The organism is Streptomyces sp. NPDC012474, from assembly GCF_042955185.1.
GTDB classification, from domain to species: Bacteria; Actinomycetota; Actinomycetes; order Streptomycetales; family Streptomycetaceae; genus Streptomyces; species Streptomyces cahuitamycinicus.
This window is the reverse complement of record NZ_JBIBEP010000007.1, coordinates 198,618-211,407: the sequence shown is the minus strand read 5'-3', so window position 1 is coordinate 211,407 and position 12,790 is coordinate 198,618. Positions and strand designations below refer to the sequence as shown.

The window sequence follows — 12,790 nt, the reverse complement described above, 5'->3', positions numbered from 1 at the left end:
ACATCACGGTGAGCAGACGAAGGGGAACCGTCCGTGCAGTTCGAGGTGTGGGCACCACAGGCCGGCCGAGTGACGCTCCAGTGCGACGACGTCACACACGCGATGCAGCGCGATCCGGAACGCGCGGGCTGGTGGCGGGGCGAGGCCGAGGCGCGCGAAGGATCCCGGTACGGCTTCGCGCTGGACGACGGGCCCGTGCGGCCCGATCCGCGCTCGCGGCGGCAACCGGACGGCCCGGACGGGCTGAGCGCGGTCGTCGACCACGAGCGCTACGCGTGGCGGGCGGCGTGGCGGGGACGGCCGCTGCCCGGTGCGGTGCTGTACGAGCTGCACGTGGGGACCTACACGCCCGAGGGCACCCTGGACGCGGCCGCCGAGCGGCTCGGCCACCTCGCCGAACTGGGCGTCACACACGTGCAACTGATGCCGCTGTGCCCCTTCCCGGGCACCCACGGGTGGGGCTACGAGGGTGTTTCGCTGTGGGCGGTGCACGAGCCGTACGGCGGGCCCGAGGCGCTGAAGCGCTTCGTCGACCGGGCCCACGAACTCGGCCTGGGCGTGGTGCTCGACGTGGTGCACAACCACTTCGGTCCGTCCGGCAACTACCTGCCCGTGTTCGGCCCGTACCTCACGGACACCCACCACACCCCCTGGGGCGCCGCGGTCAATCTGGACGCGCCCGGCTCGGACGAGGTGCGCGCGTACCTGCTCGGCAGCGCGCTGGCGTGGCTGCGCGACTACCGGATCGACGGGCTGCGCCTGGACGCGGTGCACGCGCTGGTGGACACCCGCGCGCTCCACTTCCTGGAGGAGCTGTCGACGGCCGTGGACGCCCTGGCCGCCGAGACGGGCCGGCCGCTGTTCCTGGTCGCCGAGTCGGACCTGAACGACCCGCGCCTCATCACCTCCCGCACCGAGGGCGGCCTCGGGCTGCACGCGCAGTGGAACGACGACTTCCACCACGCCCTGCACACCACGCTGACCGGCGAGTCGCAGGGGTACTACGCCGACTTCGCGCGTGCTTCGCTCGGCGGGCTCGCCAAGACCTTGACCGGCGGCTGGTTCCACGACGGGTCGTACTCCAGCTTCCGTCAGCGCCGCCACGGGCGCCCGCTGGACCGGACGCGGGTGGCCGGGCACCGGCTGCTCGGTTACGGCCAGACCCACGACCAGGTCGGCAACCGGGCCCAGGGGGACCGGCTTTCGGCCCTCGTCTCCCCGGGGCTTGTCGCCTGCGCGGCCACGCTGATCCTGACGGCGCCCTTCACACCGATGCTGTTCATGGGCGAGGAGTGGGCGGCGGGCACACCCTGGCAGTTCTTCACCGACCACACCGATCCGGAGCTGGCCGATGCCGTACGGCGGGGCAGGCGGCGGGAGTTCGCCGAGCACGGCTGGAAGGAGGAGGACGTGCCCGACCCGCAGGATCCGGCGACCCGGGACCGTTCCTGCCTCGACTGGTCCGAGCCGGAGCGCGAGCCCCACGCGCGCGTGCTGGCCTGGTACCGGCAGCTCCTCGCCCTGCGCCACGGGCAGCCGGACCTGACCGATCCCGACCTCGCCGACACCAAGGTGGCCTACGACGAGGAACACCGCTGGATCGCCTTCCGGCGCGGGGACGTCCTGGTCGCGGTGAACCTGGCCCCCGAGCCGGCCGTCCTGCCGCTCGGCGTGCCCCACGCGCGCGTACTGGCCGCGTGGGAGCCGGTGGAGACACCCGGGGCGGACGGTGCGGTGCGGCTGCCCGGGGAGTCGGCCGTGGTGCTGGCACAGGACTGAGGGCCGGGCGTGGTCAGCACGGTTTCGCGTCCTGCGCCCCGCCTCAAGGACGGGCGCGCGAGGAGCGCCGGCCTCGCGATGGGGCGCCGCCCACCGCGGCGCGGACGGATGGCGTCCCCGTGGAGCAGGACGATGCCCGCTACAGGGCGTCGTCCGCGTCCCCCAGGTCCGTCACCCGTTCCAGCAGGATCGGCTCCCAGGCACGGCGCAGCCGGGTGCGCAGGAGGGTGGCGTTCTTGCCGGTGAGGTCCTCGGCCAGGCGGACGACGGTGTCGCAGCGGGCGAGCCACAGGCCGCGCAGGCAGGGGCGGGCGCCATAACCGGCGAGGGTGGCGGCGCGTACGGCGGCGGGCGATCCGACGGCGAGCGCGAGGCCCGCGATGTCCTCGGCCGGATCACCGACGACGGCGCCGGCCCAGCCGAGGACACCGCGCACCCGGCCGTCGGCGCTGACCACGAGATGGCCACCCGTGAGGGCGCGGTGGGTGAGGACCGCGGAGCCGGCCTGGGCGGCGAGCTGGGACGCTGCGGGCGGGGTGAGCTGGTTCAGGCGTGCGGCGTCGAACTCGTCGGCCCTGGCGAGGCGTTCGGCGGCGCGTACGGCGGAACGGCGCAGCGCCTCCAGGGAGCGGGGTGCGGCGCGCGGCAGACCGAGCGTCTCGGCCTGCCGGACCGGCACCTCGCGCAGACCCGTCAGGAGCCCGGCGAGATCGGCCTCGCCGACGGCGGACACGTCGTGCTCCTCCCCCGAGCCCCCGGGCACCTTGGTGTCCAGCGTGTAGCCGAGGCCGGGGGCCCACTCGCCGTGTGCGACGCTCACGGGCACGGCCGGCGGGACGTGCTGGCGGACGAGGTCGCGCAGACGCAGTTCGCGGCGCTGGCGCAGGGTGGCCTCGCGGTCGGGGGCGAGGCGCAGCACGTGCCGGGAGCCGACCCACCAGGTGACGGGTTCGGCGTCCTCGGTGGCGGGCCGGACGTCGGGGCCGGGGCCGCTCTCGCCCTGCCGGGCCTTACGCCCGCCCCGGCCGCCCGCGTCGTCTCCGGCGTCCTTGACGTTCTTGCCGTCCTTGGCGTCCTTGAGGAGGGACAGGACCAGCCGGCGGACGGTGTCCGCGGTGGGTGTGGGTGCCTGGGTCATGGTCGCGCCGTTGCCGTTCGGGAGGCGGGCAGGGGACATCGGGGCCTCACTCCACTATGACCAGCTCACGTGTGGTGGTGTTCAGGCGCCGCCCGCCGTCCTCGGTCACGGTCACGATGTCCTCGATGCGGACTCCGAACCGGCCGGGCAGATAGATGCCGGGTTCGACGGAGAAGCACATGCCGGGCACGAGGGGCCGTGCCTCGCCCTCGATCATGTAGGGCGGCTCGTGGGTGGTGACGCCGATGCCGTGTCCGGTGCGGTGGATGAAGTGTTCGCCGTAGCCGGCGTCGGCGATGACCCGGCGGGCGGCCCGGTCCACGTCCTGGCAGGCGGCCCCGGGCCGCACCGCGCGGAAGCCGGCCTCCTGGGCCTCGCGCACGATGTCGTGGACGCGGCGTTCCTCGTCGGTGGGCTCGCCGACGTGGACCGTGCGCGAGGTGTCGGAGCCGTAGCCGTCCCGCAGACCGCCGAAGTCGAGGACGATCATGTCGCCGCGGGCGATCTCCCGGCCGCCCGCCTCGTGGTGCGGGTTGGCGCCGTTGGGGCCGGAGGCGACGATGGTGAAGTCGACCTGCTCGTGTCCGTGCCGGCGCAGCAGCCGGTCGAGGTCCGCGGCCACGTCGGACTCCCGGCGGCCGGCGAAGGGGACGTTCCGGATCTCCTCGAACGTCGCGTCGGCGGCGGCGCCCGCGGCCGCCATGAGGTCCAGCTCGGCCGTGTCCTTGACGGCGCGCAGCATCGGCAGGGCCTCGGTGAGCGAGGCGTAGGAGCTGCCGGGCAGGACCTGCCGGAGGGCCAGCAGGTGCAGGGCCCAGGCGTTGTCGCTGATGCCGAACCGGCCGGAGGCGTCGAGGACGGCGGCGGTGGCGGCGTAGGGGTCCTTGCCGTCGGTCCAGTCGCGCAGGGTCAGGGCGGCCGCGCCGGCCGCCCGGTGCGCGTCCGGGGCCTCCAGGGCGGGGACGACGAGGACGGGGTCCTGCCCGGCGGCGAGGACCAGCAGGGTGAGCCGCTCGGTGACCGCCGGGGGTGTGTAACCGGTGAGCCACACCAGGTCCGGCCCCGGGGCCACCAGCAGACCCGCGAGACCGGCCTCGGCTGCCGTCCGCGCGGCGCGCTCCATGCGGGCCCCGTAGTCGTCGGCGGTGAAGGTCGCGGCCGTGCTTCCGGTCATCCGGGCCTCCCAGGACGGGCGAAGGGGCTACGGGCAGCATCCTGCCCCGCCGGAGGGGGCGGCGCGAGCCGTCTGCGGGCATTCACCCGGGCAACCTGCCTGACGACGGAGGGCTGCTCACGCGTCCGTGCTCATGCCCGGTGGCGGTTTTTCCATCGGGGCCCGGCCGAGGCCGTCACGGAGTCCCCGGTCGTGCCGTGTGGGCGTGCATCAGGCGGCGACGGCCGGTACGAGAATCAGCTGCTCGTAGCCGCCGCTGCGGTGGCGGACGGTCAGCCTGACCTCGGACCCCGGGCGGGCGCGGGCGACGGCCCGGACCAGATCGGCGGCCGTGTCGATCCGGGTCGTGCCGAAGGCGAGGAGGACGTCGCCGCGCACCAGCCCGGCGGCCTGGGCCGGCCCGGGGACGTGCAGCCCCACGACCACGGCCCCCGGCTTCCGGGCGTCCATGACCTGCACGCCGAGGGTCGCGGCGGCGGGCGCGGAGGGAGCGGCGGAGGGCGAGGGGCCGGGGAGCGAGGCCGTGTGCCACCCCCGCGGGTCGAAGCGCCCGCCCTTTCCGAGCACCGTGGCGCCCATCGCCCCGAGGCCGATCCCGGACAGCACCAGGACCGCGCCGGTGCATCCGGCGAGCAGCACGTTGAGGAGCCGTCTCCCCCGTCGCCGGGCGGCGTGCGGGCGGGGCCGTGACAGGCCGGGCCCCGTCGTCGGCGCCGGCCCGTCGGGCTCCTGCCCCGGCATCGGCTTGGGTCGCAGCGCGGTCTGTTCCATGGCTCGCCTCCGGATGGTGCCGATCGCCTCCGGCGGACCCGGAACGATCACGGCAGGTGCACTACCCGGCACATCGGCGGCCGACGAGCCACGAACGAGTGAGACTGACCGGGGCCGGGGCCGGGGCCGGGGCCGGGGCCGGGGCCGGACGCGGTCCGGACGCGGCGCGGACGCGGCGCGGACGCGGCGCGAACACGGGCACGGCTCGTACCGCACCCGGTCGCGGGGCGCGGTACGAGCTGTGGAGACCGGGGCGCGGCACGAGCCGTGGAGACCGGGGCGCGGCACGAGCCGTGGGGCAGGTGGGCGGTCAGCGAAGAGCGGGCACGGGTACGGCCGGCGGCCGGTCCGGGAGGAAGCCGTGGGCACGGCGGGACAGCCACTCGTCCTTGTAGCGGTCCACCTCGCGGTGCCAGTGGAGGATCCCGGCCAGCCAGTTCCGCAGGTCCGCCACGTACGTCCGCATCGCCGCGCGCGCCTCGCCCGTGAGCTGGAAGTCGTCGTACAGGATGGGCAGTTCGTGCTCGACGACGTGCTCGAACTGGCTCATGCGCCGGCTCATCAGGTCGTGCACGATGCCGAGCCCGGTCGGGTAGTCGCAGCCGAAGAAGGTCTGCACGACGAGGATCGCGTTGTGGATCTCGCCCTCGTACTCGATCTCCTTCTGGTACGAGAAGACGTCGTTGAGGAGGCACGCGAAGTCCATCGCCGCGTTCTCCAGGGAGCGGACGGGGCCGCTGCGGTAGACCTCGGGCGGGACGGCCGGGCCGTGTCCCATCCGGCACAGGCTCAGGGTCAGCTCGGAGCCGAAGGTCGCCCGGCGCATCTCCAGGTAGTCGACCGGGTCGGGCACGCGGTTCTGGAGATGGTTGGACAGCTCCCACACCCAGCTCTCGGTCATGACGTCGACCGCGTCCTTCAGCGTGTGCTTCGCCTCGGGCGTCATCCCCGCGGTGGTACGCGCCCACAGGTCGGCCAGGCCGCGCTCCATGGCGTTGACCGGGAGGGGCGCTTCCGCCCCGTCGAGCGGCATGCAGTCGGACAGGCGGGCCGTGGTCAGCCGGGCGGCGGCGAGGTCGTGGCGGTGGCCGTAGACCAGCGGGTAGTAGTCGTCGCCGTAGGTGCCCCAAGCGAGCCACTGCGCGCTGAGGTCGAGGGCCTCGCGCGTGGCGTCCGGGTCCAGGCCGGCCGAGCAGAGCGGGAGGTCGTAGGCGCGGAGCTTGTCCTCGTCCCAGACGCCCTCGGCGAGGATGCCCATGCGCTCCACCCAGTGGCGCAGACTCCGGCGGGCGCCGTCCAGGTGCGGGCTGAGTTCCAGCGGGAACGGCATGCGGATGTCGGGGATCCGCGCCGGCCCGACCTTCTGGTACGGCACGTGCGTGTACGAGCGCAGACGCTCGGCACCGGCCTTCGTGAGCAGGGCGCGGACGTCGGCGGCGGAGGTGCCGATGCCGGAGCATCCCGGCCACGGGCTGCCGCCGCGCACCGCGTTCTCGTTCATGTAGCGGCTGGAGCGAAGGTGCCACTCGTGGCCGCCGGACTGCCAGTCCTGCAGCCCCTTGGTGTACGCCGCCACCGCCGCGAGTTCGTCCGGCCGGAGCCCCTTCTCCAGGGCCAGGGCGGGCACTTCGGTGAACGCCGTGTGCTCGAACTGGTGGAGGCGGGAGGTGAGGACGTCGTTGACGGTGTCGGCGGCCTCCTGGGTGGTGCAGCCGAAGAAGGTCTCCAGGACGAGCACGCCGTTGCTGTTCTCGCCCTCGTCCTCGACCTCGCGCTGGTAGGAGAACAGGTCGTTGCGCAGGTGCACGGCGTCGGAGAACGTCTCCATCAGGACCCTGAGCGGCCTGGTCCCGGCGACGGCGGCGGGCACTTCGGCGGTCGCGTACTCCACGAGCCCCGCCGACCAGGGGGCACCGCCGACCTTGCGGCGCATCTCGATGTACTCGACGGGGTTGGCGATCCGCCCCTCGTTGATGTTGGACAGCTCCCACATCGACTCGTTGAGGAGGTGTTCGGTGGCCACGGCGAAGCGACGGCGCCAGTCCTCGGACATCTTCGGCACCGTGCGCGCCCACAGGTCGGCGAGGCCCGCCTCGACCGGGTTCTCCGGCTCCGGCACGGGAGCGAACAGGTCCAGCGGCATGAACAGCGGCAGCCGGTCCAGGTGGGCCTTGCCGGCGGTGCGGTCCTGGCTGCGCTTGTACATCTCCAGGAAGTGGTCGTCGAAGAAGAAGACCCACACGTACCAGTCGGTGATGAGGGAGAGGGCGGGGCCGTCGCAGTCGGGGTGGGTGTAGGCGCAGAGCAGGCCGTAGTCGTGCGCGTCGAGGTCGGCCCGCTCCCAGACTCCGGATCCCTCCAGCATGCCCATCTCGCGCGCCCACTCCGTCGAATGCGCCCTGGCCTCGTCGAGGTGTGGGTTCAGCCGCGCGGGATGCGGCAGGTAGAAGTGCGGGAGTTCGAACGGCTGCGTCATGGCCGGGCCCTACCCGGCGCCCCGCGACGGCATCCACCGAGTCGCACATGATCACACCATCGCGTGAATCAGGGGGCGTCCCGTAGCTGGATCAGCGCGTGCGTGCCACTGGTGCGCCAGCGCTGGTCCTCCGCCGCGACCAGGGCCGCCTCGGTGTGCGCGTCGAGGCCCGTGATCACGTCGGACTTCAGGGTGCGCAGGGCGGCGACCGGGCCGGGGAAGCAGGTGGCGACGTCGGCGAACGGTGTGGTGGGGTCCCAGAGCCGGTCGCCCACCAGACGGCGGTAGTTGAGGTCGCCCTTGACGATCGTGAGGACGGCCGGGGCGAACTCGGCGCGCAGGTCGCCGGGCATCTCCGCGTACGGCAGCGGGCCGCTGGAGAAGGGGTGGGCGCGCAGGGTGAGACGCCCGTCGCCCAGGGCGGACCACAGGTGCCGCCCGTACGCGGCGGCCGCTCCCCGGGCCCCGGTCAGCCGGCGCAGGGCGTCCACGACGTCGGCGGTGGTGGCGTCGGAGACGTAGTAGGGATACGGCTTGACGTGCAGGACCGCCTGTCCGATACGGCCGCTTCGCAGCAGGTGCGCGATGAGGAGGAGGTCGGGGACGAGTTCACGGCCCGCGTTGTCGGCGACCAGGCACAGCGTTCCCCCGCCGGCACCGTCCAGCAGTGACCGGAGCCGGTCGCTGTCGTCGGCGACCAGGCCGGGCGCGGCGTCCGCGGTCCGCGCTCCCTCGGCGGAGAGGCGGAAGCCGAGGTCGGCGCGGTTGCCCCACAGGGAGCCGTGCAGCAGGGCCTGTTCCTGTTCGGCGGCGGGGCGGCCGGCGAGGTCGTCGAGCGCGGCGAGTTCCTCGTCGGTCTCGGCGGAGTCGAGTTCGGCGAGCTTGAAGGGGCGGAAGGGGTCGATGCCCTGCCACGGGCCGGGGCCGAAGTACCCGACGGCTTCGAGCAGTCGGCGGTAGAACCAGCTCTCGGACCAGAGCCACGGCACGTCGAACCAGGAGCGGCCGGTGTATGCGCGCAGCCCCCAGGTCTCCCAGTGGTGCCGGTCGTGCGCGTCGGCGGGGAGTGGCTCGATCTCGCCCTCGGTGCAGTTGGCGAGCAGTTCGTCGAGGGCGCGGTGCTGCCCGGGTTCGTACGGGAAGGCCTCGCGGACCTGCTCGATGATGGCGGGGTGCCGCTCGGCCAGCACGCTGTGGGGGAAGGAGCCCGGCTGGTTGCCGAGGAGCAGGGGTGCGGAGGGGGTGTCGGGCATGGGCCTCACGGTAACGCGCACGTGCGTCGCGGTGATGCGCGTGCCCCCGCCCGGTGGATGCGCGTGCCCGTCGCGGGGATGGGCGTTGCCCACCGCGGGGATGGGCGTGCACGTCGTGCTGATGCGCATGCCCGTCGCACGGGCCCGGTCGCCGGGCCCGCCCCGGTCACACCGGTGCGATCTCCCGCTCCAGGCGGGCCGCCAGGCTCAGATAGCGGGCTCGGCGGGTCACCGGGACCAGGCCGCGGATGAGTATGTTCCACATCTCGGCCGTCCGGCGGGGCTGGCGGGCGACCGGCTCGCGGGAGCGGCCCACGACGCGAGTGCCGACGAAGAAGCAGACCAACGAGTGGGCCACGACGTCGATGTCGACGTCCGGATGGACGTCGGACTCCTTGACCGCGCCGACGAGCCGGGCCGTGACGATGTCCAGCCACTCGGTGAAGGGGTGGCTCAGGGGCGGCCGGGGCCGGATCCCTCCCGTGGCGAGCCGCAGCCCGGCCCGCAGGACCGGGTCCTCGACGGACATGCGGGTGATGCCGAACGTGAGGCGCATCAGCGCCTCCAGGGAGGTGTGGCCGCGGTTGTCCGTGTCCGTCGCGAGCCGGCGGGCGGTGTGCGACTGGAGTTCGAGGATCGCGTGGGCGAGATCCTCCTTCGCCGCGAAGTGGAAGTACAGGGCGCCCTTGGTGACGTGCGCGTGCTCCACGATGTCGCTGAGACTGGTCGATTCGTAGCCGCGACGGTCGAACAGGTCAGCGGCGGCCGTGATGATCGTCGAGCGGGTCTGCTCGGCTCGCAACTGCCTCGCCATCGGCTGAACTCTCCCGGGACGGAAATGAACGGGTCATGCCGTTTGTTTTTACCCCCCGTACACGATAACTCACCCTGAGACGGCGCTCATCACACCAGTGTGCCGGAGTGCGGGTGCACATCCGGCAAAACAAGCGCAACTGGTGAAAGAAAACAGCACGTTCGGTATCTGACTGTGGGGGATTCGGGGCCGGACGTAAAGGCGGGCCGGCCGGTGCCCCATCCGCACCGGCCGGCCCGCCCGTTCGTGGCCTGCCTCGTTCAGCGTTCCCGAAGGAGGATCAGAAGGTCAGCTTCCAGCCGTTGAGGGTGCCCGTGTCCTGGGCGGCGGTGTCCTGGACGCGCAGCTTCCAGGTGCCGTTGGCCACCTCGCTGGAGGCGTTCACCGTGTAGGTGGTGTTCACGTTGTCCGCGGAGTCCGAGGAGGCGCCCTTCAGGCGGTACGCCGAACCGTCCGGCGCGACCAGGTCGATGACGAGGTCACCGCGGTAGGTGTGGGTGATGTCGACGCCGACCTGGAGGGCCGAGGAGGCGTTGCCGCTGCGGCCGGTGACGCTGATCGGCGACTCGATCGCGGCGCCGTTGTCCCTGATGGCGACGGCGGTGGTGCTGGAGAACGTGGTGCCGGTGGGCGTACCGCCCTTGACGGCCTGGACCGTCTTGGCGGCATCCGCGAGGCCCGCGCCGCAGCCGCCGGAGCAGGTGCCCGGCAGGGCGCGGGCGTTGGCCTTGACGGCCGACTCGATCTGCGCCGGGGTGAGGGCGGAGTTGGCCGACTTCATCAGGGCGGCGAGGCCCGCGACGTGCGGGGCGGCCATGCTGGTGCCCTGGTAGGAGGCGTAGTTCTCGCTCGACGGCGTCTTGGTGCCGGAGTTCAGCGTGGAGAGGATGCCGTTGGCGGTCGAGGTGCGGGTCTCACCGCCGGGGGCGGCGATGTCGACGAGGGAGCCGTAGTTGGAGTACGAGGCACGGCTGCCGGCGCGGTTGGTCGCGGCGACGGTGATGACGTTGTTGCAGTTCGCCGGGGAGGCGTTGGAGACGTTCTGGTTCTCGTTGCCGGCCGCGACGACGACCGAGGTGCCGCGGTTCACGGCGCCGTTGATGGCGCTCTGGGTCGCGCTGGAGCAGGCGCCGCCCCCGCCGAGGCTCATGTTGATGACCTTGGCGACGTTGGTGTTGGCGGGCACGCCCGAGACGCTGCCGCCGGACGCCCAGGTGATGGCGTCGACGATGTCGGAGTCGTAGCCGCCGCACTTGCCGAGGACGCGGACCGGGGAGATCTTCGCACCGTGGGCGATACCGGCGACGCCCTTGCCGTTGTTGGTGGCGGCGGCGATGGTGCCGGCCACGTGGGTGCCGTGCCAGGAGGAGGTGGAGGCCGGGATGCCCGGGCCGCACTCGTTGGCGTTGTACCAGTCGCCCGGGTCGGCCGGGTTGCTGTCACGGCCGTTGCCGTCGACGGAGACGGCGGTGTCGGAGATGAAGTCGTAGCCGCCGACGATGTTCGCGGCCAGGTCCGAGTGGGCGACGTAACCGGTGTCGATGACGGCGACGGTCACGCCGCTGCCGGTGGTGGTGTCCCAGGCGCCGGGGACGTTCATGCCCGCGGTGGACTCGAACAGGTCCCACTGCTTGCCGTAGTCGGTGTCGTTCGGGGTGACGGCCGTCGGCTTGTTCAGACGGTCCGGGACGACGTAGGCGACCTGCGGGTCGGCCTGGTACTGGGCGACGACGTCGGCGACGGAGGCACGGGTGGGGTCGCTGCCCAGCTCGACGAGGGCGGCGCCGGTGCCGAGGCGGCGCTGGAAGTCGATCTCCTCGCCGGTCTTCTCGGCCTTGGACTCGGCGTCGGCGACCGCCGCCTTGTCGGACTTGGCCTCGCTCGCGCCGGACTTGTAGCCGACGATGAGGCGCTCGGCCTGGACACCGGGGGCGGCCTCGGTCTGCGCGGCGGGGACGGCGGCGGGGCGGGGGGCCGGCTCCTGGGCGACGGCGACCGAGGCGGGGGCTGCGGTCAGCAGGGCGGTGGAGACGACGGCGACGGATATCAGCTTCCGTCTGAGCTCTGGGGAGATACGCACAGTCGTTGCCTTTCGTGGCCGGACTCCGGGCTGGGCGGAGCGGCGGTGGGGTCGCTTCGTCCTCGAAGCGGAGGGGGGTGGTTCGAAAAGCGAAGAGCGACGCGATGGCCGGCCAGGCGTGTGGCGGAAGCGGACCGTTCGGGGTTACCTGTGGGTCAGCTGTGTTCGAACGATAGGCAAAGGGAAGGTCATCGGGATACAGGGGAAACCCTCGTTCCCTTCGCCACCCCACCCTCTATGGCAGGCGACAGCGGGCAGTTGGGCGGCCAATGGGCGCTTTGCAGCGGGTCGTGACGCGATGAACGCGTCGGGTCGATTTCCCGTACTGCACACCGAACGTCGCCGCCCGGGCCGAGGAGAAGCAGACGGATGCCTCGTACGACCGCACACCGCACCGCACTCGCCGCGGTCCTGGTGACCCCGCTGCTGCTGCCGCTCGGGACGGCGGGACCCGCCCGCGCGCACGGGGCGCCGACGGACCCGATGAGCCGGGTGGTGGCCTGTTCCCCACAGGGCGGTGACCGGGCGGGCACGGCGGCGTGCCGTGCGGCCGTCGCCGCGAACGGCACACCCTTCACGGCGTGGGACAACCTGCGGGTGGCGAACGTGAACGGCCGGGACCGCGCGGTGATCCCGGACGGGAAGCTGTGCAGCGGTGGCCTGCCCGCCTACCGGGGCCTCGACCTCGCCCGCGCCGACTGGCCGTCGACCCGGATGACGCCCGGCGCGACGCTGACGATGCGGTACGTCTCGACGATCCCGCACACCGGCACGTTCCGGATGTATCTGACGAAGCCCGGCTACGACCCGGCCGGGCCGCTGTCCTGGTCCGACCTGCCCTCGAAACCGTTCGCCGAGGTGAGGGACCCGGCCCTGACGGACGGCGCGTACCGCATCGAGGCGACTGTCCCGTCCGACCGGGCCGGGCGGCATGTGCTGTACACGGTCTGGCAGAACAGCAGCACGCCGGACACCTACTACTCGTGCTCGGACGTGGTGTTCCCGGAGACGGAGAAGAAGACGGAGAAGGAGCCGCGGAAGGAGGAGGCGAGCACGGAGCGGAAGACGGCGGAGCCGGAGCAGAGGAAGTCCGAACAGGAGAGGGCGCCGGAGAAGAAGGAGCCGGTGGCGAGCCCCGCCGTCGACTCCTCCGGCCCGCGGCCCCAGGACGACCACACGCCACTGGCCACCACGTCCGGCCCGTCCTCCGGCCCGTCCGCGCCCCTGCTGGCGGGCGGCGCCGCGGCGGTGCTGCTGCTCGCCGGCGGCGCCGCCCTGGCCGTACGGCTACGGCGACGCTGAACT

The 12,790-nt window shown here is 72.9% G+C and carries 9 protein-coding genes; 2 read left to right on the top strand and 7 right to left on the bottom strand.

Features of this window, described 5'->3' with window-relative positions:
• The first annotated feature begins 33 nt into the window (after positions 1 to 33).
• Positions 34 to 1,779 carry a malto-oligosyltrehalose trehalohydrolase gene (gene treZ / locus ACFY9S_RS18115; RefSeq protein ID WP_391129233.1) on the top strand — a complete coding sequence of 582 codons (1,746 nt, stop codon included), beginning with the start codon at positions 34 to 36 and terminating at the stop codon, positions 1,777 to 1,779.
• A gap of 139 nt (positions 1,780 to 1,918) precedes the next feature.
• On the opposite strand, the gene ACFY9S_RS18110 is transcribed toward treZ, so the two are convergent.
• The 7 genes from ACFY9S_RS18110 to ACFY9S_RS18080 all read right to left on the bottom strand — a co-directional run bounded on the left by ACFY9S_RS18110 (position 1,919) and on the right by ACFY9S_RS18080 (position 11,485).
• On the bottom strand, positions 1,919 to 2,917 hold the full coding sequence (locus tag ACFY9S_RS18110; RefSeq protein WP_391129586.1) for a phosphotransferase: 999 nt from the start codon (positions 2,915 to 2,917) through the stop codon (positions 1,919 to 1,921).
• 46 nt (positions 2,918 to 2,963) lie between these two features.
• Positions 2,964 to 4,091, bottom strand: coding sequence for a M24 family metallopeptidase (locus ACFY9S_RS18105; protein ID WP_391129230.1), 1,128 nt, complete (start codon positions 4,089 to 4,091; stop codon positions 2,964 to 2,966).
• Between the two features lie 210 nt (positions 4,092 to 4,301).
• The gene (locus ACFY9S_RS18100; RefSeq protein ID WP_391129227.1) at positions 4,302 to 4,862 is read right to left on the bottom strand and encodes a PDZ domain-containing protein; all 561 of its coding nucleotides are present in this window, start codon (positions 4,860 to 4,862) and stop codon (positions 4,302 to 4,304) included.
• Positions 4,863 to 5,172: 310 nt separating this feature from the next.
• Positions 5,173 to 7,338, bottom strand: a complete 2,166-nt coding sequence (cyc2, locus tag ACFY9S_RS18095) for a germacradienol/geosmin synthase Cyc2 (RefSeq protein WP_391129224.1) — start codon at positions 7,336 to 7,338, stop codon at positions 5,173 to 5,175.
• Positions 7,339 to 7,406: 68 nt separating this feature from the next.
• Entirely contained in the window at positions 7,407 to 8,591 is a 1,185-nt protein-coding gene (locus tag ACFY9S_RS18090; protein WP_391129221.1) for an ARMT1-like domain-containing protein, read from the bottom strand.
• A 166-nt stretch (positions 8,592 to 8,757) separates the two neighbouring features.
• On the bottom strand, positions 8,758 to 9,405 hold the full coding sequence (locus ACFY9S_RS18085) for a ScbR family autoregulator-binding transcription factor (RefSeq protein ID WP_391129218.1): 648 nt from the start codon (positions 9,403 to 9,405) through the stop codon (positions 8,758 to 8,760).
• 280 nt (positions 9,406 to 9,685) lie between these two features.
• Entirely contained in the window at positions 9,686 to 11,485 is a 1,800-nt protein-coding gene (locus ACFY9S_RS18080) for a S8 family serine peptidase (RefSeq protein WP_391129215.1), read from the bottom strand.
• Between the two features lie 369 nt (positions 11,486 to 11,854).
• Between ACFY9S_RS18080 and ACFY9S_RS18075 the strand changes: the two genes are divergently transcribed.
• Positions 11,855 to 12,787, top strand: coding sequence for a lytic polysaccharide monooxygenase (locus ACFY9S_RS18075; protein ID WP_391129213.1), 933 nt, complete (start codon positions 11,855 to 11,857; stop codon positions 12,785 to 12,787).
• Positions 12,788 to 12,790: the final 3 nt, after the last annotated feature.